Origin of the sequence: Kitasatospora sp. NPDC057223 (assembly GCF_042669755.1) — a bacterium.
In the GTDB taxonomy this organism is placed as follows: Bacteria; Actinomycetota; Actinomycetes; order Streptomycetales; family Streptomycetaceae; genus Kitasatospora.
In genome coordinates this window covers 1-26,864 of the sequence record NZ_JBHUWW010000128.1, presented here as the reverse complement: position 1 = coordinate 26,864, position 26,864 = coordinate 1, and the positions used below count along the sequence as shown (strand labels likewise).

Genomic DNA, 26,864 nt, shown 5'->3' with positions numbered 1-26,864 from the left:
CCGTGACGGCGGCCGCACCGGGCCGGTGCTCCCGGAGCGCGCCCGGATCAGGCCGCGACGCTCGCGAAGGCCTTGGCCCGCTCGGTCTCCAGCCGGAGGTCGATCTGCGCGTAGTCGGCGTTGGCCAGTTCGATCGCCTCGTCGACGCCCATCACGGTGGGCAGCCCGAAGATCTCCACGATCTGGTCCAGCCGGTCCGGGAACGCCCCGCCGACCACGTGGACGGGGATCTTCAGCTCCTCCAGGGTGCTGAGCAGCATCTCGTCGATCGTGGTGCGGAACGACTCGTTCATCGGCCGGTGGCCGTCGTCCGTGATCGGCAGTTCGTGCCGCAGGTGCACGAACGCGTCGTAGGTCTGGCTCACGTGCTGCTTAAAGGCGTTGCCGAACTGCTCGACCACCTCGGCGAAGTAGGCCATCTCGGCGCTGCCGGGAGCCTGGGCCGTCTCGCTCAGGTGGGCCGTCGCGGTCGGGTTCATGCCGTGGCGCACCCGCGCCGCGCCGTACAGCCACTCCTGGAGGGAGGAGCCGTCGGAGAGGAAGTTCTCGCCCAGGACGGCCTCGTGGACGGCGCGGCCGACGTGCCGGCGCATCATCAGCTGGAGGAACTCGGCCGGGGTCACCTCGGCGAGCGTCTTGCCGGGCAGGGCCTCCGGCAGGATCTCGCGGATGGCCCGGGCCAGCGTGCGGGGCAGGCCGGTGTAGTGGGACAGCGCCATCACCGAACGGGTCTTGCCGGAGGAGTAGGTGCCAGAGATTGCGATCTTCATGGAGCGTGCTCCCGTAGGTCTCGTTGGGGCCGGTCTGGCCGGGTCAGGCGACGGCGACGGCTGCGGCTTCGGCCGGCAGCTCGTGGGCGAAGGCGGCGCGCAGGGTCACTCCGCCGCACTCGCCCTGGATCTGCACGTTCCGCCAGGTCCGGCCGCGCAGCGGTACCAGGTACTTCTCGGCGATCCGGGCCGAGGCGGTCAGGGCGTCCGTCCAGGGGCGCCGGGGGTCCGCGCACTCCAGGACCGTGCGGACCATCCACAGCGTGTTGCTGTCCTGCCGGCGGACGGCGTCCATCTCGTACATCATGATCTGCGCCAACTGGAGGTTCACGACGAAGCAGTCGATCACCGAGACCAGGGGCTGGTGGGCCCCGTCCAGGCCCTCGGCGGGCGGCGGGCCGCCGTCGGCCGTGCCGATCCGCACGGTGGCGGAGGAGCGCAGGGCCGACAGGTCGACGTGGACGTCCTCGATCTGCTGGCGCTGGTGCTGGAAACCGGCGCCGTAGTAGCGCCCGGCGGCCGGGCCGAGGGCGTCGTCCAGGGAGGCGAAGGCGGCGGGTGCGGCCGGCCCGGCCGCCCCCGTCCGGTGTTCGATCTCGTAGCGGGCGCGCATCGCGCCCACCGAGGCGTCGTACACCGACACGTACCGGCCGTCCGAGCCGGGCACCGGCGTCGTGCTGACCGGCTTCGCCGAGCCCGGCATCCCGTCCAGGTCCTCCTGCGGCTCCGCGCCCGCGCGCAGCGTCACCTTGCGCACCCAGGCATCGGTGCGCAGCGCGCGGTCGAGGCCGTGGGCCCGGACGAGGTGGGCCTCGCTGAGCTGGAGGCCGAGCACCAGCATGTCGACGGTGCTCAGGTGCGGCCGCAGGTCGACGGACCTGGCCTTGCGGGACCAGTCCGCCGGGTAGCCGATGCTGACGGTGGCCACGGCGCCGGCCGCCGGCCCGTCGGGGGTGACCGCGATCCCGTCGACCTGGTAGCGGGCCCGGCGGTAGCCACCGCCGAAGAACCGGCCCTCGCTGGGCCCCAGGTAGTCGTCGATGGAATGCAGGAGGAGTGAGGTCGCGGTCATGACCCGGCCGCCGCTTCCGCCAGTGCCGGGACCGCCCCGGCGGCCTGCGCCACCGCGCTCTCGTACGCGCCGACCAGGTCCTCGACCGTCCGCATGTCCGCGATGGACGCGACCTCGGAGGCGAACGGGTCGACGCCGACGGCCGACTCCAGCTGGATGATCAGGCGGGCCAGCAGCAGCGAGTTGAACGCCAGCTCGTGCAGCTGGTCCTCGCCGCCGACGGCCACGACCTCGTCGGTCTCCTCCAGCAGCAGGATGCCCATCCGGCCGATGACCACGGCCCGGACTTCGGCTTGCTTCAGCATGTGATACCTCCGTCTACGACGATCGTCTGTCCAGTGATGAAAGATGCGCGGGGTGAGCAGAGGTAGAGCGTCGCGTCGGCGATCTCCTCGACGCTCGCCAACCGGCCCAGTGGGGTGCGCCGTTGGATGCGTTCGCGGTTCTGCGGGGTGACGTCCTCGGTCATGTCGGAGTCGAAGAACCCGGGCACGACCGTGTTGACCCGGATCCCGAACGGCCCGAGCTCGCGGGCGAGGCTGCGGCTGAAGCCGTCCAGGCCGGCCTTGGCCGCCGAGTACACCGCGACCCCGCGGTAGCCGCGGATCGCGTTGATGGACGACACGTTGACGATCGTCCCGCCGCCGTTGCCGGTCATCACCCGCGCGCAGGCCTGCGCCAGGGTGATCGGGGCCAGCAGGTTGGCCGCGATCAGGGTGTCCACGCGCTTCGGGGACAGCGTGAGGAACAGCTCCTGGTGCAGGACCCCCGCGTTGTTGACGAGCAGGTCGATCCGGCCGAACCGGCGGGCGGCCTCCGCGACGAACTCGCGCAGCGCCCGGGGTTCGTGCAGGTCGGCCGGCTGCCAGAGGAAGCCGTCCCCGCCCCGCTCGGTGAGCGACTCCACGAAGGCGTTGGCGGTGCGGCTGAACGTGGCGACCCGCCAGCCCTCGGCGAGCAGCCGCTCCACGAGTACGGCGCCGAGCCCGCGGCTGCCGCCGGTGACCACGGCCACCGGGCGCGGGTCGCCCTGCGCCGCCGGGGCCCGCTCCGCGGCCGCCGGCTGCTCCGGGGCTGCGGTCATCGGGCGCTCCGGATCTTCTTGAAGCGGTCCGAGTGCAGGTCGTCGGCCGAGATCTCGATGATCAGCGGCACCTTGAACGCCTCCAGCCGCTCCTTGCAGTGCCGGCGCACCCGGCGCAGGACGGTGGCCTCGTCCTCCTCCTCGGCCAGCAGCAGGGTCGCCCGGACGACCATGCCCGTCACCGGGCTCGGGTGGCCGGAGACCGTCGCCTCCGCGACGTTCGGGACCTGGAGCAGGACGTTCTCCACCTCGGTCGGGTAGACTTTCTCCCCGCCGACGTTGATGATCTCCGAGCGGCGGCCGAGGATCCGCAGGTACTCGCCGTCGGTCTCGACCACGTCCTGGGTGTTGAAGAACCCCTCCTCGTCGAACGGGGCCGGGGCGTTCAGGTAGCCGAGCATCGCCATGTCGGAGCGGACCCAGAGCACGTCGTCGACGATCTTGTACTCGAAGCCGTTCGTGTTCCCCAGCTTCAGCCACAGGGTGTCGTCGCTCTTCGAGCGGGTCGGCAGGATGCCGAGCTCGGAGAGGCCGTAGGTCTGCTTGAAGCGGACGTCCGGCAGTTCCTTCTTCAGCCGCTCCAGGGTGCGCAGCGGCATCGGCTCGGTGCCGTAGGTGATGAGCTTCAGCGACTGCGGCGGGAAGCGGTCGAGCACCCCGGAGATCAGCACCATGTTGAGGAACGTCGGGGTGGTGGGCAGGATCTCCACCCGGTGCCGGGCCACGGTGGCGAAGACGCTCTCCGCCGACCGGTCGGCGACCGTCACGATCGCGCCGCCCTGGCTGAAGGTGTGGAGCAGCGTGTTGACGCCGCCGATGTGGTCCAGGTTCAGGAAGGACAGGATCCGGTTCGGCCGGCTCGGCTCGCCGTAGCGGGCCAGCACCTTCTCGAAGTCCAGGACGGACGCCTTGCTGCGCCCCGTCGTCCCCGAGCTGAACAGCACCAGGCCCGCCCGGCCGGCCTCGCGCAGCCGTCCGTAGAGCTCGTGGCCGGCCCGGCGGCCGGTCCGCGCCAGGTGCCGGTCGCCGGCGTCGTCGATGCTGATCGTCGTCTCGGCCTCGGCGACCTCCAGGAACTCCGCCCGCTTGGCGTCGGGCAGCGTGGTGAGGGGGATCACCAGTGCTCCCCGGTCGATCAGTGCGAGCAGTCCGGCGCACGTCTGCAGTGACGAGGCGCCCTCCAGGGTGACCACGTCACCCCGGCCGACCCCGTTCGCGGTGAGGTAGGCCCGCCAGTCCTCGACCACCTCGATGAGGTCGCGGTAACTGGTGGTCGTGTTCCCGAAGACCACGGCATCCGCGTCTCCGAACAGCTTGAACCTGTCGAGAAATGGGTGGCTCACGCAGCTCTCCCGTATCTGTCGCGGCGAGCCGTTCCCGTCTCCGGTCGGTCCGCCTCTCGCCCTCGGCAGACCCGAAGCTACCCGCGTCCACCAGGCGCGGAAATGCTGATCCGGAGTGCTTCTGTTGCCATGCCCGGCAGGGGTAGCCGGGCGGCTACGGCACTGCGCCAGGGGTGGGGGCCGGCCCGCCGGGGCCGTCGTCGCGGGCCGCCGGCGGGGCTGTTCGGCGACTCGGCGTGGGGCGGGTGTCGCGGAGGGGCGGTCACGAGATATCTTGATGTCGAGACGTTTTCCGACGTGAAGCGGAGTACCCGGTGACTGACTCGACCATCATCTATACGCACACTGACGAGGCCCCGGCCCTGGCGACGTATTCGTTCCTGCCGGTGGTCCAGGCGTACGCCTCGACGGCGGGCGTCAGCGTGGAGACCCGCGACATCTCGCTGGCCGGCCGCATCATCGCCAGCTTCCCGGAGCGTCTTGAGGAGGGCCAGCGCATCGCCGACGCCCTCGCGGAGCTCGGCGAGCTCGCCAAGACGCCCGAGGCCAACATCATCAAGCTGCCGAACGTGTCGGCGTCCGTCCCGCAGCTCAAGGCGGCGGTCGCGGAGCTCCAGGCGCAGGGCTACGCGCTGCCGGACTACCCGGACGAGCCGAAGACCGACGAGGACCGCGACGTCCGCGCGCGCTACGACAAGGTCAAGGGCAGCGCCGTCAACCCGGTCCTGCGCGAGGGCAACTCCGACCGCCGCGCCCCCGCCTCGGTGAAGAACTACGCCAAGACGCACCCGCACCGCATGGGCGCCTGGACCCCCGAGTCGAAGACGAACGTCGCCACCATGGGCGCCGACGACTTCCGCTCCACCGAGAAGTCCACCGTGATCGCCGAGGACGGCTCGCTGCGCATCGAGCTGGCGGGCGCCGACGGCACCACCACCGTGCTGCGCGAGTCGGTACCGGTGCTCGCCGGCGAGGTCGTGGACGCCTCCGTGCTGCACGTGGCCGCGCTGCGCGAGTTCTTCGCCGCCCAGGTCGCCCGGGCCAAGGCCGAGGGCGTGCTGTTCTCGGTGCACCTCAAGGCCACCATGATGAAGGTCTCCGACCCGATCATCTTCGGCCACGTCGTGCGCGCGTTCTTCCCGAAGACCTTCGCCCAGTACGGCGAGGTGCTCGCGGCGGCCGGCCTGAACCCGAACAACGGTCTCGGCGGCATCCTCGGCGGGCTCGACGCCCTGCCCGAGGGCGCGGCGGTCAAGGCCTCCTTCGACGCCGAGCTGGCCGAGGGCCCCACCCTCGCCATGGTCGACTCCGACAAGGGCATCACCAACCTGCACGTCCCGAGCGACGTCATCGTCGACGCCTCGATGCCGGCGATGATCCGCACCTCCGGCCACATGTGGGGCCCGGACGGCAAGGAGGGCGACACCCTCGCCGTCATCCCGGACAGCAGCTACTCCGGCGTGTACCAGGTCGTCATCGACGACTGCCGCGCCAACGGCGCCTTCGACCCGGCGACCATGGGCTCCGTCCCGAACGTCGGCCTGATGGCGCAGGCGGCCGAGGAGTACGGCAGCCACGACAAGACGTTCGAGATCGCCGCCGAGGGCACCGTCCGGCTCGTCGACGGCGCCGGCAACGTCGTGCTGGAGCAGCCGGTGAGCGCCGGCGACGTGTTCCGCGCCTGCCAGACCAAGGACGTGCCGATCCGCGACTGGGTCAAGCTCGCCGTCAACCGGGCCCGGGCGACCGGCAACCCGACCGTGTTCTGGCTCGACGAGAGCCGCGCGCACGACGCCAACCTGATCGCCAAGGTCAAGGCGTACCTGCCCGAGCACGACACCGAGGGCCTGCAGATCGAGATCATGACGCCGGCCGAGGCGACCGCGTTCTCGCTGGAGCGGATCCGCCGCGGCGAGGACACCGTCTCGGTCACCGGCAACGTGCTGCGCGACTACCTGACCGACCTGTTCCCGATCCTGGAGCTGGGCACCAGCGCCAAGATGCTCTCGGTCGTCCCGCTGATCAACGGCGGCGGCCTGTTCGAGACGGGTGCCGGCGGCTCCGCGCCGAAGCACGTCCAGCAGCTGCTCAAGGAGAACTACCTCCGCTGGGACAGCCTGGGCGAGTTCTTCGCCCTGGCGGCGAGCTTCGAGCACCTCGCGCAGAGCACCGGCAACGCGCGGGCCCAGGTCCTCGCCGACACGCTGGACCGGGCGACCGGCACCTTCCTCAACGAGGACAAGTCGCCGAGCCGCAAGCTGGGCGGCATCGACAACCGCGGCAGCCACTTCTACCTGGCCCTCTACTGGGCCCAGGAGCTGGCCGGCCAGACCGAGGACGCGCAGCTCGCGGAGGCGTTCGCGGCTCTCGCCAAGACGCTGTCCGAGCAGGAGCAGACCATCGTCGACGAGCTGATCGCCGTCCAGGGCTCGCCCGTCGAGATCGGCGGCTACTACCAGCCCGACCCGGCGAAGGCCGCGGCCGTCATGCGCCCGTCGCAGACGCTGAACGAGGCCCTCGCGACCCTCGGCTGAGGCCGGGGTCCAGGCTGACGCACGCATACGGCGGGCGGTCGTCGCAGGTGATGGTGTTGGGCAGCTCCCAGGGGGCGAGCCAGGGGCCGGTGGTGCCGCCGCCGTCGTTGCCGCCGAGGTCGGTCAGGGCGAACTCCGAGCCGGTCTGGCTGAAGTGGAAGGTGCCGCAGTTGTTGACGCCGACGGCGCCGACGTTGCGGGCGTCCACGTTCTCGAAGGTGGCGGATCCGGCGGCGCGGGCGCTGAGCACGGAGGTGCCGGTGCCGTCGACCTTGATGTCCTTGAAGTGCAGGTTGGTGACCGAGTAGAGGTCCTTCACCGGCCAGTCGGCGACCAGCATGACCGCGTTGTAGGTGCTGTCGAGGTAGTGGTCGCCGGTGACCCGGATGTCCGCGTCGATGTTCTTGTCCAGCGCGTAGAACCAGATGGCCCCGAGGCCGATGTTCCAGTTCAGCTCCTGCGTACCGGCCCGGACGGTGGTGTTGTCGGTGATCCACAGGTGCCCGGTGAACGGCTCGGCGCCGAAGCGGGAGCCGACGTGGATGGCGCTGCCCTCGCGGACCGGGTCGGCGACGAGGTTGTTCGACACGGTGTTGTCGGTGCCGCCGTAGATGGCGATGCCGTTGGCGAGCACCGGCGTCTGCACGGTGTTGTGGTCGAAGGTGTTGTCGGCGTCCTCGGTCTTCTCGGACCACATGGCGAGGCCGTCGTCACCCGAGTTGCGGACGAAGTTGTTCGACACCAGCGAGTGGGTCACGCCGGTGTGGAAGTTGAGGCCGTCGGCGATCTGGTCGGCGATCACGTTCTTGGTGATCTTCAGGTTGGTCATCGGGCCGTCGAACCAGAGGCCCACCTTGGTGTGGTGGATGTAGAGGCCGTCGATGGTGGAGTTGCTCATCGACCCGCCGATGCCGTTCACCTGGTCGGTGTCGATCCGCTCGCGGACGTCGCCCTCGATCGCGAAGCCGGACAGGTGGACGTTGTTGCTGCCGCCGGCCGAGGCGTCCTTGCCGTAGAAGCCGACACCGGTGTGCACCGATCCGTCGGCCGACGGGGTGGCCAGGGTGACCTGGTGGCCCTTGATGATGGTGTACCAGCTGCCGGCACCCTCGATCGTGACGTCGTCGACGATGATGTGACGGTTCACCTGGTAGGTGCCCGGCGGGATGTAGACCTTGAGGTGGTTGCGCTTCGCGAAGGCGATCGCCCTGTCGATCGCGTCCGCCGAGTCGCGCCGGCCGAACGGGTCCGCACCGAAGGCGAGCACGTTCGCCGCCGCGAGGTTGACGTGCGGAAGGCCGACGAGCTGGGTGTCGAGCAGGTCGATCACGGTGGAGGCGGCGTTGCTCCCGGCGGGGACGGCCAGGCGCACCTTGTCACCGCCGCGGTAGGTGCGGCCCAGCAGCAGGCGCTGCTCGTCGTACGCGTGGTTGGGGCGGAACGGCGTGGCGACGGTCGGGGCCGGCGTGGTCGCGCTCGGCACGCAGCCGCACTCGGTGATCCACCAGTCGGGGTGCAGCAGACCGGCCTTGGGGTCGTTCGAGAACGGGTACTGGTTGTACAGCCAGGCGTACTGCGAGGTGAGGGTCATGGTGGTGCGGTTCTTGCCGTTCACCGTGACGTCGAGGGGCGCGGTGATGCCGCCGCCGTCCGGTGCGTCCGGGATGCTGTAGCGCACGTTGATCGCGTTGGCGGCGGCGGGGAGGGTGAACTCGACGTACTGGCCGGGCGTCAGCTTGACCGCCCGGCGGCCGGACGCCTCCGCGGCCAGGGTGTACGCGGTGCGGTCCGGGCCGACCTGGGTGCCGGTGGTGGTGGCGTTCTCGGCCTCCTGCTCGGCGAAGTCGACGGCCGCGCCCCGACCGGCGACGAGCGACGGGTCGAGGGCGGCGCGGGTCACGACGGGGGCTCCGGCGGCCTGGCCGGACGGGCCGGCCAGGGCGGTGCCGCCGGCCAGGACGCTGAGGCCGACGGTGGCCGCGGTCATCGCGGCCACGGCTGCGGCGGATCCTCGCGGCGTCCGGCCGGACGGTCTCGCCGAGGCTCCGGTGGTGCTCCGTGACATCGAGGGCTCGTTTCTCTCGGGGGCCGGCTCGGGGTGGATGCCAGCCGGCGCTCAGGGCCTCGGGGCGAAGCACGCGCCACGAGGGTGAGCCGACCCTAGGACCCACGGGTGGGTTCCGCAAGGCTCCTGCCAGATAATTCCACTGGCTTGCTGTCCAAGTGCGAGTCGACATCGAATTCTTGCGCAATCGAGCGCCGGTCGTTGCGCACCCTCCCGCAAGGAGGAGCGCGCTCCCGGACGGCCGACGGGGGCCGGGCGCGGGGCTTGTATCCTTGGCGCCGCCCGCCGGACGAGCGGCACCGCAGGAGCAGGGCGAGAGGAAGCACCATGACGAACACCGGTCTGAGCAAGGACACCCTGACGTCGTACCGGGATCTCGCCCGGCAGGACTACCAGGCACTGGTGGCCCGCGGACTGTCCCTGGACCTCACCCGCGGCAAGCCGGCGCCCGAGCAACTCGACCTCTCCCAGGAGCTGCTGAGCCTGCCCGGCGACCAGCACACCGCGGCCGACGGCACGGACTGCCGCAACTACGGCGGGCTCCAGGGCCTCCCGGAGCTCCGCGAGATCTTCGCCGGGCCGCTCCAGGTGCCGGCCGGCCAGCTGCTGGCCATCGGCAGCTCCAGCCTCGAACTCATGCACGACGCGGTCGTGCAGGCGCTGCTCAGCGTCCTGCCGGGAGCGGCCTCGCGCTGGGTGGACGAGGAGCGGATCGCCTTCCTCTGTCCCGTCCCCGGCTACGACCGGCACTTCGCCATCTGCGAGCGCTTCGGCATCGAGATGATCCCGGTGCCGATGACGGCCGAGGGCCCCGACATGGACGTCGTGGAGCGGCTGGTCGCCGACGACCCTGCGGTCAAGGGCATCTGGTGCGTCCCCAAGTACAGCAACCCGGACGGCGCCGTCTACAGCGACGAGGTCGTCCGCCGGCTGGCCGAGATGCCCACCGCCGCACCGGACTTCCGGATCTTCTGGGACAACGCCTACGCCGTCCACCACCTGACCGAGGAGGTCGTGGAGATCGCGGACCTGCTGGCGGCCTGCGAGCGGAGCGGCCGGCCGGACCGGGCCTTCGTCTTCGGCTCCACCTCGAAGGTCACCTTCGCGGGTGCGGGCGTCGCCTTCTTCGGCTCCTCGGCGGCGAACGTGAAGTGGCTGCTCGCCAACCAGGCCAAGCGGTCGATCGGGCCGGACAAGGTCAACCAGCTGCGCCACGCCCGGTTCCTCCAGGACGAGGCCGGTGTGCTCAAGCACATGGAGCGCCAGCGCGCCCTGCTCCAGCCGAAGTTCGAGGCCGTCGAGCGCATCCTCCACGACGGGCTGGCCGGCACCGGCCTCGCCGCCTGGACCACCCCGAAGGGCGGCTACTTCGTCAGCCTGGAGGTGCTGGACGGCTGTGCGAAGGAGATCGTCCGCCGCGCCGCCGAGGCCGGTATCGCGCTGACCCCGGCCGGCGCCACCCACCCGCTCGGCGACGACCCGCGGGACGCCGTGATCCGCATCGCGCCCAGCTACCCCTCCCTGGCGGAGCTGGAGCAGGCCGTCGCCGGGCTGGTCGCCTGCGTCCGGCTGGTCGGCTACGAGAAGCTGCTGGCCGCCTGAGCACGGCCCACGGCTCACGGGCCACGGGCCGCAGCACAGCCGGCCCCGCACTCCCGGTGACGGGTGTGCGGGGCCGGCGGCCGGGCGGTCAGCCCGTGACGGCCCGGCTGTCGAGGCGGATGTGGTCCACCGCCCAGAACCAGTTGTTGCCCGCGTCGTACATCCGGAACTTCAGCGTCACCGAGGACGCCCCCGCCGGGACGGCGAACTGCCGGGTGACGAAGGCGTTCTGGACGTCCTTGCCGGCGTTGTCGTTGCCGGTCGCGTCGCTGCTCCAGAAGACCAGCCGGGTTTCGACGCCGTTGTCGAACACCGCGGTGACGGCGGCCTTCTGCGGCGCCTCCTGCCGGTAGTGCGAGTCGAACGCGAGGTACAGGGTGCCCACCCCGGCCGGGATCGGCACGGCCGGCGAGACCAGCGTCGAGTCGAACTTGCCCTTGCCGGAGGGCGCGCCGGTGTCGTCCCAGTCGTCGGGGTCGGCGACGGCGACGATGCCCAGGCCCCGGGCGAAGTTGCCGCGGTCCTGCCCGGCCGGGGTGGACCAGGCGCGCTTGGTGTGGAAGGTCCAGCCCTGGAGGCGGGCCGTGCCCTGCGGCATGCCGGCCGCGTTGACGACCGACCAGCCCTGCGGGGCCTGCGCCGTCCAGCCGAGCACGCCGCCGACCGGCTGGAGGGCGCCCGCCAGCGACTCGAAGTCCTCGCCGAGCAGGTGGCCGGCCATCACGGGCGCCGTGCGGGCGCTCAACTCGCCGTCCGCGACGGCGAACCGGTCGCCGGCCAGGGCGCGCGCGGTGACCAGGAGCCGGTAGCTGCCGCCGTCGGGCAGTACGGCCGGCGGCGTCACCTCCCAGACGGCGGTCGCACTCGCCCCGGCCGCCAGTGCGGCGGGCGGCGCGGTGACGGCGGTGACCGTCCAGCCCGCCGGGACGACCGGCTGGGCCTCGATGCCGGTGAGGGCGGCCGTCGCGCCGAAGCGGGCGCTGACCCGGGCGGGGCGGCCGGGCAGCAGGATCGCCTCGTCGATGGTGGCGGAGGCGGCCTGGAGCGAGACGTCCAGCGCGAGTGCGTCCGGCAGGCCCATCGCCGGGTCGGTGACCCCCTGCTCGTCACCGGGGAACCGGCCGGCCAGACGGCGGCGGAAGGTCAGGTCGCCCTGGAGCGCGACCACCACGTCGTACCAGCCCTCGCGGCCGACCTTGACGTTGACCGTCCGGTCGTCGCCCGCGGCGACCCGCACCTGGCGCAGCCCGTCCCCGTACGCGAGGTCGCCGACCAGGAAGGTCTGCGCGGTGCGCGAGCGGTTGATCACGTCGACCTCCAGCACCCGCCCGTTCTGCTCCTCGGAGATGGACGCCTCGTAGGGGGCGGCGGCGTCGCCGCGCAGGTGCCACAGTGCGCCGTTCGGCCCGTGCACCCGCAGGTCGTAGCCCTCGGCGCCGACCGTCCAGGTGTCGGAGAGCCGGTCCTTGGCTCCCACGGTGTAGTGCCGGGGCGCGCCGCCCGGCGCGGGGTAGACGGCGAGGACGGCGCCCTGGCGGCCCTGGTTGACGAAGTCGACCGTCAGCACGCCGTCGCGCAGCCGCGGCTTGACGGTGAGGTTGTACGGCGTCGGGCGGGCCGTGCGGGTGCCGCGCTGCTGCTGCGGGAGCGACTGCGGGCTGGGCACGGTGGGCGCGGGCAGCTTGCCGGTGTCCGTCACCTTCTGGCGGTTGCCGCTGGTGTCGGGCAGTTCGGGCCAGGCCGGGTTGCGGCCGGAGAAGTCGAAGACGGAGGTGAGGTCGCCGGTGACGGCCCGCCGCCAGGCGCTGATGTTGGGCTCCTGGACGCCGAAGCGCTTCTCCAGGAACCGGATCACCGAGGTGTGGTCGTAGACGGTGGAGTCGACCACGCCGCCGCGCGTCCACGGCGAGACGACGACCATCGGCACGCGGACGCCCAGGCCCATCGGGAACGGGCCGGCCACCAGCGTCTCCCCGGCGGGCAGGGTGTCCGACCAGGTGAGCGAGCCGTCGGCGGCCTTCACCCGGTACCGGCCGTCCTGGCCGACCGTCCGGTGGTAGGTGCTGCCGCCCTTGCTGACCCGGACGACGACCTCGCCGTCGACCGGCACGGTCGACTTGCCGCGCCCGGTGGCGAGCGGCGGTACGGGCGGCAGCAGGTGGTCGAAGAAGCCGCCGTGCTCGTCGTAGTTGAGGATGAAGACGGTCTTCGCCCACACCTCGGGCTTGGCGGCGAGCGAGGAGAGCAGCCGGGCGGTGAGGTGCTCGCCGTTCGGCGGCGCGTAGTTGGCGTGCTCGGACAGCGCGGCGGGCGCGACCAGGAAGGACACCTGCGGCAGCGTGTCGGCCTGGACGTCGGCGGTGAACGCGTCGACCAGGGCGTCGCCCATCGCGAACGGGTCGCCCTTCTTCGCCGGGTCGCCGACCGCGCGCAGCCCGCGCTCGTACAGCGGCTCGCCCGGCTTCGCCTGGTGGAAGCTGGTGAACCAGGCCAGTGCGTTGTCGTCGAAGTTGTCCAGCGCCTGGTAGGTCTTCCAGCTGACGCCGGCCGCCTCCAGCCGCTCGGCGTAGGTGGTCCACTCGAAACCGGCGGCGGGCTCGCTGTTGTCGGTCACCGGGGTGTCGCGGACGGTGCCGCCGCTGGTGCCCGTCATCAGGTGCTCGCGGTTGGTGTTGGTGTTGCACTGCACCGACGCGTGGTAGGCGTCGCAGGTGGTGAACACCGAGGCCAGCGCGTTGTAGAAGGGCATGTCGGCGGGCTCGTAGTAGCCCTGGCCGAGCCAGCCGCCGGAGCGGCGGGTCACCGAGCCGTCGGCGAGGCCGTCGTTCCAGGCGTTCATCGAGTCGACGAAGCCGAAGGCCGGGGCGCCCTGCTGGTACGCGTTGGTGTGCGCGGCGTTCATCGGGAACGGCAGCAGGTGGCCCTCCTTGCGGGAGGGGTCGGGCTGGTGGAACAGCGAGCGGCCGTTGACCCCGCGCACGGCGGCCCGGTCGCCGAAGCCGCGCACGCCGGGGAGGGTGCCGAAGTAGTGGTCGAAGGCCCGGTTCTCCTGCATGAGGACGACGACGTGCTGGATGTCGGAGAGCTTTCCCGGCCTGGCCGGGGCGGCGAGCGCCTCACGCACGCTCAGCGGGAGCGCCGACAGTACGGCGGCTGCGGCCACGCCGCCGAGCAGGGTGCGGCGGGAGACTTCGGGCATCGGACTCATGGGGGGTGGCTCCTCGATCACGGCGCTGTTCTGCCTGTCTGGTCCAGACCCGTTATGTCTAAGTGCCCGAGATGACCGCCCGCGGGGTGTTCGGTGTCGCCGCGATGACAGCTAGCCGTCTCAAAGCTGTATAGACATCTGGGGCGGCGGCTCGCGCCGCCGAGCCGCCGCCCCGTCCGCGCTAGCCGCCCTCTCCCGGCCGCGACCGGCTCAGCTTCACCGCCCTGGCCTGCGCCCAGCGCAGCAGCAGCACGGCCACCACCACGGCCATCAGCGCGGCCTTGCCCACCGGCACCGCCGCACCGCTGCGCAGCGCCGTCGAGAACATCGGCGTCAGCACGATCACGGCCACCGCCGGCCCCGCCGCGTACCAAGCGCCGAACAGCAGCGGCCCCGCCCCGCCGCCCGTGCCCTGCGCCGGGGAGAACATCAGGTCCTTGCGCATCGCGCCCCGGCAGGCGTTCACCAGTCCGGCCGCGACCAGCGCCGGGGCCACGGCGGGCGCCAGCCAGGCCGCCGCCCCGCCGCCCGCGGCCAGCATCGCCGCCGTGCAGCCCAGCCCGAGCAGCACGCCCGCCAGCGTCGGCACGATCGCGTGCCGCAGCATCAGCGAGGCGAACGGGAACGGTGACCAGGAGGCCCGCCGGACGTCGTCCGTCTCGATCCGGGCCGGCTCCAGCAACTGGGCCACCGCCAGGTAGCCGAAGACCAGTGCGACGGCCGTGGCCAGCCAGGACAGCCCGCCCCGTGCGCCGTGCGCCAGCACCGCGCCGAGCAGGGCCGGCACCGCGAGCACCACGGCGCGGCCCAGCCGCGCGGGGGAGCGGAGCAGCGCGAGGGTGTCCCGCCACGGCACGACCAGCCAGACCCGCTTCGGGGCCGGCAGCCGCACCCGGCGCTGCCGGTCGCCGCCGGCGGCGCTGTTCACGGCCAGCCGGGCACTGCGCAGCTCGACCGTCCGCAGCGCGGCGAGCACCCCGGCGGCCGTCCGGGCGCGCTCGCGCAGCCGGGCCAGCGGCACCGTCGCGGCGGCCCGGTCGGCCAGCAGCAGCGCGGCCAGGGTCGGTAGCACCAGCAGCGCGGCGGCCGCCCAGCCGCCCGGCACGGCCGCCCGGGTCGGGGCCAGCGCGGCGATTCCCGCCCAGCCCCACGGGCCGGACCACAGCTCGGCCCGCTCCAGCCACCGCACCGGATGCCCGGCGACGGCCAGCGCGCTCTGCGCGGCGAGCGCCAGGATCAGCACCGTCACGTACGGCGTGAGCCGCCGGACCCACTGCGCGGCCCGGTCGCTGCGCTCCACCAGGAGTCCGGCGCAGGTGGCCAGCAGCGGCAGGCAGAGGCCGCCGGCCAGGCACCAGCCGAGGGCGGCCGGCAGGCCGACCCGGACGGTCAGCCCGAGCACGACCATGCCGCCGACGGCCGCCACCAGGCCGGGGAAGACGGCCAGCGCGCAGGACAGCCAGAACCACGGCCGGAGCACCGGCCGTGGGCGGACGGGGTGGGTGAGCAGCCAGTCGGCGGTGGCCCGGGGCGGTACGACCGGCCCGCGCCAGAGCCCGTCGCGGACCACGAGCAGTACGGTGGCGAGCCCGATCGCGGTGATCGCGGCGGGCATGGCGGCGAGCAGGTCACCGCCGTGGCCGGTGTAGTCGGCGCCCATCGAGGCCTGGAGGAAGAGGCCGAGGCTGGGGACGCCGCCCCAGATGACCAGGATCAGCAGCGTGCAGTAGATCGCGAAGCCGGCCGACTTGGCGCGGCTGCGCCGGTGCGGGGCGCGCATGGCGCGCAGCAGGGCGAGGGCCTCGTCGGTCCAGTCGTCGTCGCCGGTCCAGTCGGCGGGCGCGGTGTCGGTGCCGTCCTCGGCGCCGTCCGCCGTGCCGTCCTCGATGCCGGCCGTGCTGTCGGCCGGGGCGGCCGGTTCGAGGCCGGCCCGCAGGGTCGAGCCGCTCACCGGGTGCCCGCCGTGGCGGCGCCGGCGGCGCGGGCGGCGAACTCGGCCGCCAGCACCTTGCGGGGCGCGCCCTGCTTCAGGATCCTGCCGTCCTCCAGCATCACCACCCGGTCCGCCACGTCGAGCGCGAGGTCGGTGTGGTGGGTGACCAGCAGCACGGCCACGCCGTCGGCCAGCTCGGCCCTGAGGAGGTCGGCGAGGTGCCGGCGCGCGTCCGGGTCGAGGCGCTGCTCGGGTTCGTCCAGCAGCAGCAGGTCGCGCGGCCGCACCAGGGCGCAGGCCAGCAGCAGTGCCTGCATCTGCCCGGAGGAGAGCGCCGAGGGCAGGGCCTCGGCCCGTTCGGCGAGCATCCGGTCGGTGAGCACCTGCTGCACCCAGGCCCGGGCGTCGGCGACCCCGTGCGCGACCGCGACGAGCAGCAGGTGCTCGCGCACCGTGAGGTCCGGGTAGCAGGCGACGGTGTCGCCCACGACCGCGACCCTGGCCCGGATCCGCGGGTCGTTCTCGTCCATCGGGATCCCGTCGAAGCGGACGGTGCCCTTGGTGGGCGCGTCCCGCCCCGCCGCGACCCGCAGCAGGGTGGACTTGCCGGACCCGTTGTGGCCGAGCAGTGCGACGCACTCGCCGGCCGCCAGGGCCAGGCTCACGGGGTGCAGGACCTCCCGTTCGCCGTACGAGCGGCTCACCCCGGTGAGCTGGAGCAGGGCCTTACGCGCCCCGGCACGCGGTTCGGCGGAGTTCTTGGCCATGTGGACGGTGCCTCTCGACGGATCGTCCGCCCACAGTACCGACCCGTTCGCGGTGTCCGGCCCGCCGGTCCGCCCGCCCGCGGCGGACGGGGTTCGAGCCGGCCGCTACCCGGTGCCGGTGTCGCCGTAGAGCGGGGCGAGGCACGCGTCGAGGCCCTGGTTGCAGGCGGTGTTGCAGTTCTGCCACTCCTCGTAGGTCGGGAAGTTCGAGTCCGTGCACCCGCCCTCGCACACGTTGTAGGACCGGTCGCACTCCAGGAGCAACCGCCGTTGCTCCTCGGTCCACATGGGCCGGATCGGTGCGTCGGCGGCAGCGCGCAGCGGGCCCGTCGCGTACGGGGAGGAACTGCGGCGCAGGGGCGCCTCGGCGTGGAATCCGGGCAGGGTCATGGCGACGCTCCCGTCCTGGTGGTCCGGGTTCGGGTGCCGTGGCCACCGGTCGGCCCGTGCCCCCGCGCGGGCGCTGTCTGCGAACGCCGGCCGGGCGGCCGGCCCTCTCCTCCAGGCTACGCCCGCAGGGTCGTCCGGATGATCCGGCGGGACGGTGTGCGCAGGCTTGACGGTCCGTCAGAAGCGCCGGGGCGGGCGGCCGGTCCGGGTTCGACGACGGCTGCTCCCGAGGTGCGTCCGGGCGCCGGTCGGAGGAGGCTGGAAGGTAGCGGATGACCGCGGCCCCCGGTTCACGGACCGGCTGCGGCTCCCCCCTCGCGACCACACGGGGCCCGGCTGCCGGGCTCCGCGCGACCGGACCCCGACAGTCCGGTGCGGGTGCGTCGCCGAGCAATGTCCTTCCCTCAGTGCGTCCCGGGGCCCTTCGCCGGCCCGGCGGGAGCGCATGTCATCGGAGGTGCGAGGGAGATGAGCGGGGACGAGAAGCGGGACGAGCCCGTCCGGCGGGGCGAGCGCCCGCCGCGCCGGGTGCGGATCCCCGGATTCGTACCGGACGAGGAGATCGGCCTCGGGGACGCCGTCAAGCGCGTGACGTACACGATGGGGATCAGGCGGCCCTGCGGGGGCTGCGAACGCCGTGCCGCCGCGCTGAACCGCCGGGTGGTCCTGTCGAGGGCACCGGGCCACGGGCAGTGAGGCCGGACCTCGGACGGGTCGCTTCACGTCCGACGCACCGAGCGGGTTCGCCCGCCCCAGGAGTGCTCTAGGAGTCACTGATGGAGGAGGAATTCACGGATCTGGCGGAAGACCGCCCGGCGGACGACCCCGACGGTCCCGACCCGGGCACTGTGGAGCCCGCCGACCTCCGGGCGGCCGGCACGGCGGCGGAGACCGTCGCACCCGCCTGCGGCTGCCGCGGCGCCGCGGACGGCGGCGGCCGCGAACCGGCGCCGCCCTCCTACGTCTACGCGCTGGGCCAGATCGACTTCCGGTTCCCGAGCCTGGGGGTCGAGAAGGAGATCGCCCAGAACGCGGGCCGGGCCGACACGAAGGGCATGACCGACCGGGAGACCGTCCACCACCTCATCTCGCAGCCCGACAACCGCTACCTGGCACGGCAGCTCTGCTACGTGCTGAGCATCCAGGGCATCGAGACCTACCTGCTCCGGCCGCGCGACCCGGTCGAGCTCGGCCTGCTGATCGACGCCGTCCGCACCGAGCCCCGCGCCACCGACCTGGACGTCGTGATCGGGATCCGCGGCGGCCTCGCGCCGCCCGGGCTCTGCAACGGACTGACGCTCCCGGTGGTGGCCTTCGACCAGATCTACTCCTTCGACGGCGAGGAGCTGGTGCGGGCGCTCAAGCGGCCGGCGAAGATCGAGGCGGAGCAGTTCGAACGGTCCTCCACCAGCCTGCTGCGCAGGATCATGCAGCTGGGCGACAACGCCGGCGACACCGACGAGCACCGCGCCCTGAACTACGTCGCGGTCCGCAACCCGCGGATCTACGAGACGACGGTCAAGGCCTTCGCGGACGGCGCCTCCCTGAGTTCGGTCGACTTTCGGGACTCCAGGCTGAGCGGTGCCCGAAAGATCATCGACATCGTCTTCTCCTACACCGGACGCAAGACGGACGTCACCGAGAAGCACTTCGTGCGGGTCGACGTCACCGAGGAGTTCCCCTTCACGGTGACCCCGCTGTCGCCCTACTACGACCGCTGAGTTGCGGCAGAAAAGCCCAGGAAGAGGTGAGCGGGCATGAGGATCCCAGGATTCACCGCCGAGTCGACGGTGTACCGGAGCACAGTGCACTACCGGGTGGACCGCTACGGCTTCGTGGCGCGCGGGACGGTCGTCGCGCAGGGCCGCGGCGCGGGCCTCCAATCGATCTGCTCGTTGGAGTGCCGGGGGGTGTGCTGGAACATCTGCGCCGGGCACCCCGGGAGCACCGCGTGCAAGCGCTGCCGGACGGAATGCGTCAAGGACTGCGAGAGCCCCGTCTTCCCGTGATCCCGCGCCGGACCGAACCGGCCGAACCGGCCGAACCGACACGCAGGGGGAGGGCCCGATGGCCGCGGCGCCGTGCGACCTGGTCAGGCTGACGCCCCTGATGGCGCGCAGCGCGGGCCGGCCCGGCATCGCCGTGGCGGTGATCGACGGCGCCGTGGCCCTCGGCCACCCGGACTTCGCCGGACAACGCCGGATCGCCCTGCCCGGGGCGGCCCGCCCCGGCGGGGACGGCGCCCGGAGCTGCGGCACGGGTGACGCCTCGTGCCTGCACGGGACGTTCGTGGCCGGTGTGCTGGGCGCCCGGCGTTCCTCCGCGGCACCCGGGATCTGCCCCCGCTGCACGCTGCTCGTCCGCCCGATCTTCGCCGCCGGCGCCCCCGGCGGCCGGGAGGCGCCCGCCGCGCGGGCGGAGGAACTCGCGGCCGCCGTCGTCGAGGCCGTCGACGCTGGTGCCCGGGTGCTCAACCTGAGCGTGGCCCCGGCGCAGCCCTCCGGCTCTGCGCACCGGGTGCTGGAGGGGGCACTGGACCACGCGGCGAGCCGTGGCGTGATCACCGTCGTCGCGGCCGGCAACCAGGGGGCCCTCGGGACGACGGTGCTCACCAGGCACCCGTGGACGGTCCCGGTCGTCGCCTACGACGCCCGGGGGCGGCCGATGGCCCTGTCCAACCTGAGCGGGTCCATCGGCACCCGCGGCATCGGCGCACCGGGCGAGAGCATCGTGAGCCTCGGCGGCGGCGCGCGTCCGCTGGTGCTGACGGGGACGAGCGCCGCGACGCCATTCGTCGCGGGCACCGTCGCGCTGCTGCTCTCGGAGTTTCCCGACGCGTCGGCGGCGGAGGTACGGGCGGCCGTCGTCCACCCGGGCCGGGCCGGCCGGCCGCGGACGGTGGTCCCGCCGCTGCTGGACGCCTGGGCCGCCTACACCACGCTGCTGGCCGCGCGCCGCCGCGCCCCGGGGGCTACGCGGACGGCCGGCGGGTCGCGATGATGATCCCGCTGGCCACCGGGAGGTCGACCAGCACCAGCCCGGAGTCCTCGGCCAGGGTGCTGCGGACGGCGCCGATCGAGCGGTGGTGCTCGGGCAGTTCGTAGCGCTGCGGGTCCATGTCGTCCAGCAGCAGCACGCCCCTGTCCGCCAGCGCCCGCAGGGTGAGCGGCAGGCCACGCCACTTGCCGCCCTCGGCGTCCGCGAACACCAGGTCGAAGCGGCCGAGCCCGGGCAGCACCGCCACGGCGTCGCCGATGCTGACGGTGACGTGGGCCGGCCACTCACCGGCCTCGGCGATGCCCGCCGTCACCGGGTCCTGCTCGATGCTCAGCACCGACACGTCCGTCCGGCCGCCCAGACCGTGCACGATCCAGGCGAGGCCGACACCCGCCCCCGTGCCGAGTTCGAGAATCCGCCCGCCGGGCGGCACCGCGGCGGCCAGTACCGCGAGCAGCTCACCGGTGGCACGGTCGCAGGAGTAGGGAAACGAGTGCTCGGCGGCGCGCCGGACGGCCGCGTCGACGGAAGCGGGCATGGAATCGGCTCCAAACAGGCGGAGTTGTGCGACAGGGCCGGACGGGATCGCCCGGATCCCGCACATGGTAGGGACGGCGCCGAGCCGTCGTCACCCGGATTCCGAGCGGGGGGCCGTCCCGCCTGCGCCCGGTGCGGCGGGACGGTCTGACGGACTGTCGGTCCGACCCCCTACCGTGGGCCGTAGTCGAAGCAGCGGGCGGGGAGTACGGATGCAGGTCAAAGAGACGGTCGTGGCCGACCTCATGCAGGGGAGGGCACAGCAGTTCCAGGTTCCGCTGTACCAGCGGACCTACGAACTCCGGCGCAGGCTCAATGAGTTGGACGGTGTCGCGATCGCGGAGGGCAAGCTGGCGCTGCGCCCCGGCTTCCGGCTTTCCCTGCTGGAGAGCGAGGAGAACCGCGAGCGCCTGTTCGAGACGCTCGGCTGGTTCCAGGACCGCTGGAACGCGCGGGGCTGACCGTCGATCACCCTGTCCGCCGGTGGGTGGATCGACCGGACCTCCCGGTCTCCCGGGCGGGGGGTGGTTCGGCTAGCCTTTTGACTGATTATCAGCACGCTGGGGAAAACACGTCATGGGGGAATGACTGTGGGACTGTGGAACGACGTCAAGGATCTGGGCAGTGCCGCGCTCAATGTCGCCGAGGACGTCTATATGGCGCCGGCGAAGATCGCGCATTGGGTGCTCAGCAAGATGTTCGGCGACCCTGACGCCGAATTGGAGAAGTTCGCGACCGAGTTGGCGGAGATGGCCCAGCAGGTCGAGGAACTCGGCAAAGAGGTCAGCACCGCCCTCGGCCGCCTCACCTGGCACGGCGCGGCCGCCGACGCCTTCGTCGCGCACGCCCAGAGCCGGGTGCGCGAACTGAACGGCGTCTCCGACGAACTCAGCGACTTGAGCAGCGCCGTCAAGCGCCTCGCCAACGAGTTCTGATCCGTCCCGCATCCACTTGCATCCCACCAGGAAGAGAGTCGTCCCCATGGGCGATCAGTTCGGATTCCAGCCGCAGGAGCTGGCCGAGATCCAGCGCGACTGGCAGCAGCTCAACGAGAAGATGAACGCGATGGGCAAGCGGGTCGCCGAGATCAGGACGAAGGTCGCGGCGGCCGCCGCGATGGACGTGGCCTCCGGCAGCATTCTCGGCATCGTCGGCGCTGCCGTGATCGTCGCCCGGATCCAGAGCGACGTGAAGAGCATCGCGGAGCGGGCCGGCCGGCTCGAAGCGACGAAGAACAAGCTCGCCGAGGAGCTCGGCCAGGACGCCCGGAAGATCAAGATGGTGATCGACGCGTACGAGGCGGTCGAGCACGGGATCGCGGACGGCCTGAAGGGGACCGATCCGGGCGAGGACAAGCAGAAGCCGCCGAAGACCGGGCTCGACAGCGTCGACCACGGCGGCGGAGGCGGTGGCGGCACCGGCGGTGGTGGAACCGGAGGCGGCGGCGGGTCTGGTGGCGGCGGCACCGGTGGTGGTGGTGGCGGCGGAGGAGGCGGAGGCACCGGCGGAGGCGGTGGTGGCGGTGGTCACGACACCTCCGGCAACGACGGCTCCGGCGTCGTCAGCGGTCCGGGCGGCAAGCACGACGGGCCCAAGATCAAGGACCGCAGCGACGGCGACTGGAAGACCGAGATCCGCGGCGGCGGCTGGGACTCCTGGAGCAACAAGTGGCACCCGCGCAACGGCCAGGGCGCCGGCCCCCTGGCCCAGCCGAAGCTCGACGGGGTCTCCGACGAGCGCAGGGCGATGGTCGACCGCGCGATGGAGCGGGTGAACCGCAAGCTCGGGTACAGCCAGTGCTCCTTCACGAACGGCTACCGGGTCGACTGCTCCGGCTTCGTGTCGGCGGCCTGGGGCATACCCGGCGAGGGGACCACCACCGGGCCCCTGATCAGCGAGGGTTCCGGGATCGCGCACCACATCTCCAAGGGCGAGATGCAGCCCGGCGACGCGATGGTCGTCCACCACGTGGGCGGTGACAACAACCAGCACGTCGTGCTCTTCGGCGGCTGGGCCAACGCGGAGCACACCAGGGCCATCATCCTGGAGGACAGCGGCAGCCGGGGGTGCGTGTCGCGCGAGGCCGACCTCTCGGCCTTCTCCGCGTACACGGCCATCCGCAAGAACGGCATGTAGCCGGCCCCGGCCGGGCGTGGCCTGCCCCGGCAGGCTTCCGCTCGGCCGGGCTCAGTCGGAGGCCCCGGCCCCCCGACGGACCTGCTCCGTCGGGGGGCCGGGCCGGCTGTCCTGCGCCGTCCAGGCGAGCAGCAGCCGCAGGGCGTCCTCGGACGGGCTGCCGGGCTCGGGGGCGTAGGTGATCAGCGCCTGGGTCGGGTCGTCCACGGCCCGCAGGGTCTCGTAGGTCAGGTCGAGCGCGCCGACGACCGGGTGGTGGAAGCGCTTGCGGCCGGAGGTCTTGTCCTGCACCGGCCGCTCGGCCCACCAGGTGCGGAACTCCTCGCTCTTGACGGCCAGTTCACCGATCAGCTCGCTCAGCCGGGGGTCGTCCGGGTGGCGGCCCGCCTCCATGCTCAGGTAGGCGACGTTCTCACGGGCGCAGGACTCCCAGTCCCGGTACAGGGAGCGGGAGGCGGGGTGCAGGAAGGTGATCCGGGCGATGTTGCGCGCGGCCGGCTCCAGGGCGCCGAAGTCGCCGAGCAGTGCGGCCGCCGCCCGGTTCCAGGCCAGCACCTCCATGCGCCGCCCCATCACCAGGGAGGGCAGGTCCGGCAGGGACTCCAGGAGGGTCAGGAGCATCGGGCGGACGCGCTGCGGGCTCGCCGCCCGGTCCGGCGGCCTCGTGCCGCGCCGCGCGGCGGGCGGCTGGGCGATCCGGTGCAGATGCCGGGTCTCCTCCTCGTCCAGTCGCAGCGCGCGGGCGAGCGCGCCGAGCACCGAGGACGAGGCGTTGGGGACGCGCCCCTGTTCCATCCGGGTGTAGTAGTCGACGCTGACACCGGCGAGCTCGGCGATCTCCTCGCGGCGCAGGCCCGCCACCCTGCGCCGGCGGAAGGCCTCGGGCAGGCCGACGTCCTGGGGCAGCAGCCGGGAACGCCGGGAACGCAGGAAGTCGCCCAGCGCGGTCGAGGAACTCATACGCCGATTCTCGCCGATCCGCCGGCGCGGAGCCTGGCCCTGACAGGACCAGGCACCGCCCGACGACGGGGGTCTTCCCAACGGTGCCGGCGGACCGGCCGGAGCCCTTCAGGAGGGCGGGTACGGCGTGGCAGGATCTGGCCGTGGCGCGGCCGAGGCCTGCCACCGCCCGGGCGGGCCGGGGCACTGACGGCCCGTCGGTCTGCACGACTACTGTGGTCGCGATCGCCATGTGACATTGTACGCTGGTGGCCTGTGATCACGGGAGGAACACCATGGCCGACCTCAAGCACCGCGCCCTCGTCTCCGTCCAGGAGCGCCTGCGTGACCAGGTCGCCCAGGCCCTGCGGGCCGCGCTGCTCGCCGGCGAGCTGCGCCCCGGTGTCGTCTACTCGGCTCCCGCCCTCGCCGCCGACTTCGGCGTGTCCGCCACGCCCGTCCGCGAGGCGATGCTCGACCTCACTCGCGAGGGCCTGGTCGAGGCCGTCCGCAACAAGGGCTTCCGGATCACCGAGCTCACCGAGCGCGACCTCGACGACTACACCGAGATCCGCGCCCTGATCGAGGTCCCCACCGTCGGCCGGGTCACCCGCACCGCCACCGCCGAGCAACTGGAGCGGCTCCGGCCGCTGGCCCGGGCGATCGTCGACGCCGCCCGGGCGCACGACCTGATCGGGTACCTGGAGGCCGACCGCCGCTTCCATCTCGACCTGCTCGCACTGGCCGGCAACGCCCGGCTGGTCGAGAGCGTCGGCGACCTGCGCAACCGCTCCCGGCTGCACGGTCTCACCAGGCTCGACCAGGCCGGCAAGCTGCTCTCCTCCGCCGAGGAGCACCTCGACCTGCTCGACCTGATGATCTCCGGCGACGCCGGGGCGGCCGAGGAGCAGATGGCCCGCCACCTCGGCCACGCCCCTTCGCTCCGGCCGGCCGGCCAGGAGGAGGCCGCGGACGAGGCCCCGGCACGGCGCCCCGGTACGCACTGAGCCCCGCTCTCTCGCCCACCAAGCCGAGTGGGTAACGGACTTCTCGATCCGGAACCTCGACCACGAGTGCACCGGCCACTGACCGTCGCCGCCGACGAGGGCGCCACCGTGACCGCAACCCGGGCCGGAGCCGGTGCACCGGCCGGTGGCGGCGGCGCTGTGCTGAGTCCGTGCTGAGCCGCCGCTGAAGACCCGCTTCACGGGCCCTACACGCGTTCTGGATGCCGCCGGCCCACCGGTCACGGACTGCTGCCGGACAGCCAGCCGCCGGGTGGCGGCCGTTCGTCGGCCGATGCGCGTGGTGCGGACGGATCGCCGCAGCCCGCCGCGCCGTCCGGCGCGACACGCCGGGCGGCGAGGAGTGCCGCGATCGCACCCGCGGAATTCCCGGCCACGGCACTCTGCGTGACGTGCAGTGCAGCGAGGGAAAGGTCACATCGACTCAACCTGCTGCGGCGGGCCTTTCAGCACATAGCCTTCCCCCATGACGGTCCTGCCCGAAGGGCTCCCCCTGGCCGCCGAGTTCCCGGGCCCTACCCGTGGGCAATGGCAGCACCTTGTCGAAGGCGTTCTGCGCAAGTCCGGCGCGCAGAATGTCGAAGGCGCGTTGGCCGAGGACGCTCTCACCACTGATATCGAGGACGGCGTTCGTGCCCGTCCTCTCTATACCGCCGACGACACGGCGGTTGATTCCGGTTACCCGGGTTTTGCGCCGTTCGTGCGGGGTGGCAGGGCCGAGGGTTCGGTGCTGGGCGGGTGGGACGTGCGTCAGCGTCATGCCCATCCGGACCCGGTGCGTGCCAATGAGGCGGTGCTCGCCGATCTGGAGAACGGTGTCACCTCGTTGTGGCTGGCGGTCGGGGAGGGCGGTGTGCCTGTCGGTGCGCTGTCCGGGGTGCTGCGCGGTGTCTATCTGGACCTGGCGGCGGTGGTGCTCGACCCGGGTGCCGAATTCGTCGGTGCGGCCGAGGGGTTGCTCGCTGTTCTGGCGGAGCGGGGGGTGGCTCCGGAGGACAGCCGGGGCAACTTCGGCGCGGACCCGCTGGGCCTGCTCGCGCGCACGGGTGACGGTGGCGACACCGGACGGCTGCTCGCCGACGCCGCGGCGCTTGCGGCCGCCTCGGTGCGCAGCCATCCGGGTCTGCGTGCTGTGACGGTGGACGCGTCGGTGTTCCACGATGCGGGTGCGTCGGCGGCGCAGGAGTTGGGGTGTTCGCTGGCCACGGGTGTGGCGTACCTGCGGGAGCTGACGGCGGCGGGGTTGTCGGTGGAGGAGGCGTGCGGGCAGGTGGAGTTCCGCTACGCGGCCACCGCCGACCAGTTCCTGACGATCGCGAAGTTCCGTGCGGCGCGCCGGCTGTGGGCGCGGGTGGCGCAGGTGTCGGGGGCGGGTGCGGGGGCTGCGGGGCAGCGTCAGCACGCGGTGACGTCGGGCGTGATGATGACCGAGCGTGATCCGTGGGTGAACATGCTGCGCACGACGGTGGCGTGTCTGGCGGCGGGTGTGGGGGGTGCGGACGCGGTGACGGTGCTGCCGTTCGACTCGGCGCTGGGCCTGCCGGACGCGTTCGCGCGGCGGATCGCGCGCAACACGCAGTCGGTCCTGCTGGAGGAGTCGCACCTGGCGCGGGTCATCGACCCGGCGGGCGGTTCCTGGTACGTGGAGCGGCTGACGGAGGAGCTGGCGGGCGCGGCCTGGGCGTGGTTCCGGGAGATCGAGGCGGCGGGGGGCCAGCGGGCGGCGCTGGAGTCGGGGCTGGTGGGCGGGCGGATCGCCGCGACCTGGGCCAAGCGCTCCGCCGACCTGGCGCGCCGGCGTGAACCCATCACCGGCGTCAGCGAGTTCCCCAACCTCGGCGAGCAGCCCGTGCTGCGCGAGGCGGCCCCGGCGGGGCCGGGCGGCGGCCTGCCGCGGGTGCGGCGCTCGGAGGCCTTCGAGGCGCTGCGCACGCGCTCGGACGCACAGCTTGCGGCGGCGGGGGTGCGGCCGCGGGTGTTCCTGGCGGCGATCGGGGCGGCGGTGGTGCACACGGGGCGGTCGTCGTTCGCGGCGAACCTGTTCCAGGCCGGCGGCCTCGAGACGGTCCTCGGTGAGTCCTCGGACCCGGCGGTGCTGGTGGAGGCGTTCGTGGCGTCCGGTGCGTCGGTGGCGTGCCTGTGCTCCAGTGACAAGCTGTATGCGGAGCAGGGGCCGGCCGTCGCGGCGGCGCTGAAGGCGGCGGGCGCGCGGCGCGTGCTGCTGGCCGGCAGGCCGGGTGAGCACCTGGAGGCGTACCAACAGGCCGGGGTGGACGACTACGTCTTCGTGGGCTGCGACGCGGTCGCGGCCCTCACCACGGTTCTCGACGAGAGCGGAGTGGCCCGATGATCCCGGACTTCAGCGAGATCGGCCTGGACGAGGAGGCCGGTGCGGGCGGTGCCGGTGCCACGGGCGCGCAGTGGCGCCGGGCGTGGCAGGAGGCGACCGGCAAGGACGCCGA

The 26,864-nt window shown here is 72.8% G+C and carries 23 protein-coding genes; 11 read left to right on the top strand and 12 right to left on the bottom strand.

Annotation, left to right across the window (positions count from 1 at the left end; genetic code table 11):
- Window positions 1-47: 47 nt before the first annotated feature.
- The 5 genes from ACFUK0_RS32270 to ACFUK0_RS32250 are packed head-to-tail and all read right to left on the bottom strand — an operon-like array spanning window position 48 to window position 4,269.
- A complete protein-coding gene (locus tag ACFUK0_RS32270; protein WP_380256095.1) occupies window positions 48-770 on the bottom strand; it encodes an AAA family ATPase in 723 nt (240 codons plus the stop codon).
- A gap of 43 nt (window positions 771-813) precedes the next feature.
- Window positions 814-1,842: an AvrD family protein gene (locus ACFUK0_RS32265; protein ID WP_380256093.1), complete on the bottom strand. Its 1,029-nt coding sequence runs from the start codon at window positions 1,840-1,842 to the stop codon at window positions 814-816.
- Window positions 1,839-2,147, bottom strand: a complete 309-nt coding sequence (locus tag ACFUK0_RS32260; protein ID WP_380256091.1) for an acyl carrier protein — start codon at window positions 2,145-2,147, stop codon at window positions 1,839-1,841. The genes ACFUK0_RS32265 and ACFUK0_RS32260 overlap by 4 nt, the downstream gene beginning before the upstream one ends.
- Window positions 2,141-2,926, bottom strand: a complete 786-nt coding sequence (locus ACFUK0_RS32255; RefSeq protein ID WP_380256089.1) for an SDR family NAD(P)-dependent oxidoreductase — start codon at window positions 2,924-2,926, stop codon at window positions 2,141-2,143. Before ACFUK0_RS32255 ends, ACFUK0_RS32260 begins: the two co-directional genes overlap by 7 nt.
- Window positions 2,923-4,269 (bottom strand): class I adenylate-forming enzyme family protein, encoded by a 1,347-nt coding sequence (locus ACFUK0_RS32250; protein WP_380256087.1) that lies wholly within the window; start codon window positions 4,267-4,269, stop codon window positions 2,923-2,925. Before ACFUK0_RS32250 ends, ACFUK0_RS32255 begins: the two co-directional genes overlap by 4 nt.
- Window positions 4,270-4,583: 314 nt before the next feature.
- Between ACFUK0_RS32250 and ACFUK0_RS32245 the strand changes: the two genes are divergently transcribed.
- On the top strand, window positions 4,584-6,803 hold the full coding sequence (locus ACFUK0_RS32245) for an NADP-dependent isocitrate dehydrogenase (RefSeq protein WP_380256085.1): 2,220 nt from the start codon (window positions 4,584-4,586) through the stop codon (window positions 6,801-6,803).
- On the opposite strand, the gene ACFUK0_RS32240 is transcribed toward ACFUK0_RS32245, so the two are convergent.
- The gene (locus tag ACFUK0_RS32240) at window positions 6,754-8,868 is read right to left on the bottom strand and encodes a glycosyl hydrolase family 28-related protein (RefSeq protein ID WP_380256083.1); all 2,115 of its coding nucleotides are present in this window, start codon (window positions 8,866-8,868) and stop codon (window positions 6,754-6,756) included. The genes ACFUK0_RS32245 and ACFUK0_RS32240 overlap by 50 nt on opposite strands.
- Before the next feature lie 327 nt (window positions 8,869-9,195).
- Here ACFUK0_RS32240 and ACFUK0_RS32235 point away from each other — a divergent pair, with 327 nt between their 5' ends.
- Window positions 9,196-10,470, top strand: a complete 1,275-nt coding sequence (locus ACFUK0_RS32235; protein WP_380256081.1) for an aminotransferase class I/II-fold pyridoxal phosphate-dependent enzyme — start codon at window positions 9,196-9,198, stop codon at window positions 10,468-10,470.
- Between the two features lie 88 nt (window positions 10,471-10,558).
- On the opposite strand, the gene ACFUK0_RS32230 is transcribed toward ACFUK0_RS32235, so the two are convergent.
- From ACFUK0_RS32230 to ACFUK0_RS32215, 4 genes are all read right to left on the bottom strand, one after another.
- Window positions 10,559-13,678: a phosphocholine-specific phospholipase C gene (locus ACFUK0_RS32230; protein WP_380256079.1), complete on the bottom strand. Its 3,120-nt coding sequence runs from the start codon at window positions 13,676-13,678 to the stop codon at window positions 10,559-10,561.
- Window positions 13,679-13,859: 181 nt separating this feature from the next.
- On the bottom strand, window positions 13,860-15,629 hold the full coding sequence (locus tag ACFUK0_RS32225) for a hypothetical protein (protein WP_380256077.1): 1,770 nt from the start codon (window positions 15,627-15,629) through the stop codon (window positions 13,860-13,862).
- Complete coding sequence (locus ACFUK0_RS32220; RefSeq protein ID WP_380256075.1) at window positions 15,626-16,378, bottom strand: ABC transporter ATP-binding protein; 753 nt, start codon at window positions 16,376-16,378, stop codon at window positions 15,626-15,628. The genes ACFUK0_RS32225 and ACFUK0_RS32220 overlap by 4 nt, the downstream gene beginning before the upstream one ends.
- Window positions 16,379-16,483: 105 nt before the next feature.
- On the bottom strand, window positions 16,484-16,768 hold the full coding sequence (locus ACFUK0_RS32215) for a hypothetical protein (protein ID WP_380256073.1): 285 nt from the start codon (window positions 16,766-16,768) through the stop codon (window positions 16,484-16,486).
- A gap of 468 nt (window positions 16,769-17,236) precedes the next feature.
- Here ACFUK0_RS32215 and ACFUK0_RS32210 point away from each other — a divergent pair, with 468 nt between their 5' ends.
- The 4 genes from ACFUK0_RS32210 (at window position 17,237) to ACFUK0_RS32195 (ending at window position 19,768) form a co-directional block, all read left to right on the top strand.
- On the top strand, window positions 17,237-17,464 hold the full coding sequence (locus ACFUK0_RS32210) for a hypothetical protein (protein ID WP_380256071.1): 228 nt from the start codon (window positions 17,237-17,239) through the stop codon (window positions 17,462-17,464).
- An 80-nt stretch (window positions 17,465-17,544) separates the two neighbouring features.
- A complete protein-coding gene (locus ACFUK0_RS32205) occupies window positions 17,545-18,489 on the top strand; it encodes a hypothetical protein (RefSeq protein ID WP_380256069.1) in 945 nt (314 codons plus the stop codon).
- Window positions 18,490-18,525: 36 nt separating this feature from the next.
- Window positions 18,526-18,777: a hypothetical protein gene (locus ACFUK0_RS32200; RefSeq protein WP_380256067.1), complete on the top strand. Its 252-nt coding sequence runs from the start codon at window positions 18,526-18,528 to the stop codon at window positions 18,775-18,777.
- Between the two features lie 58 nt (window positions 18,778-18,835).
- The gene (locus ACFUK0_RS32195; RefSeq protein ID WP_380256065.1) at window positions 18,836-19,768 is read left to right on the top strand and encodes a S8 family serine peptidase; all 933 of its coding nucleotides are present in this window, start codon (window positions 18,836-18,838) and stop codon (window positions 19,766-19,768) included.
- On the opposite strand, the gene ACFUK0_RS32190 is transcribed toward ACFUK0_RS32195, so the two are convergent.
- Window positions 19,740-20,303, bottom strand: coding sequence for an O-methyltransferase (locus ACFUK0_RS32190; protein ID WP_380256063.1), 564 nt, complete (start codon window positions 20,301-20,303; stop codon window positions 19,740-19,742). The genes ACFUK0_RS32195 and ACFUK0_RS32190 overlap by 29 nt on opposite strands.
- Before the next feature lie 211 nt (window positions 20,304-20,514).
- On the opposite strand from ACFUK0_RS32190, the gene ACFUK0_RS32185 reads away from it, so the two are divergent.
- The 3 genes from ACFUK0_RS32185 (at window position 20,515) to ACFUK0_RS32175 (ending at window position 22,438) form a co-directional block, all read left to right on the top strand.
- Window positions 20,515-20,763: a hypothetical protein gene (locus ACFUK0_RS32185; protein WP_380256061.1), complete on the top strand. Its 249-nt coding sequence runs from the start codon at window positions 20,515-20,517 to the stop codon at window positions 20,761-20,763.
- Between the two features lie 123 nt (window positions 20,764-20,886).
- Window positions 20,887-21,237: a WXG100 family type VII secretion target gene (locus tag ACFUK0_RS32180; protein WP_380256059.1), complete on the top strand. Its 351-nt coding sequence runs from the start codon at window positions 20,887-20,889 to the stop codon at window positions 21,235-21,237.
- 46 nt (window positions 21,238-21,283) lie between these two features.
- On the top strand, window positions 21,284-22,438 hold the full coding sequence (locus ACFUK0_RS32175; protein ID WP_380256057.1) for a hypothetical protein: 1,155 nt from the start codon (window positions 21,284-21,286) through the stop codon (window positions 22,436-22,438).
- A 51-nt stretch (window positions 22,439-22,489) separates the two neighbouring features.
- Here ACFUK0_RS32175 and ACFUK0_RS32170 read toward each other — a convergent pair whose 3' ends face one another.
- Window positions 22,490-23,398, bottom strand: coding sequence for a helix-turn-helix transcriptional regulator (locus ACFUK0_RS32170; protein ID WP_380256055.1), 909 nt, complete (start codon window positions 23,396-23,398; stop codon window positions 22,490-22,492).
- Between the two features lie 275 nt (window positions 23,399-23,673).
- On the opposite strand from ACFUK0_RS32170, the gene ACFUK0_RS32165 reads away from it, so the two are divergent.
- Both ACFUK0_RS32165 and mutA read left to right on the top strand, forming a co-directional pair.
- Window positions 23,674-24,384, top strand: a complete 711-nt coding sequence (locus ACFUK0_RS32165) for a GntR family transcriptional regulator (RefSeq protein WP_380256053.1) — start codon at window positions 23,674-23,676, stop codon at window positions 24,382-24,384.
- 484 nt (window positions 24,385-24,868) lie between these two features.
- Window positions 24,869-26,752 carry a methylmalonyl-CoA mutase small subunit gene (gene mutA, locus ACFUK0_RS32160; RefSeq protein ID WP_380256051.1) on the top strand — a complete coding sequence of 628 codons (1,884 nt, stop codon included), beginning with the start codon at window positions 24,869-24,871 and terminating at the stop codon, window positions 26,750-26,752.
- The last annotated feature ends 112 nt before the right edge of the window (window positions 26,753-26,864 follow it).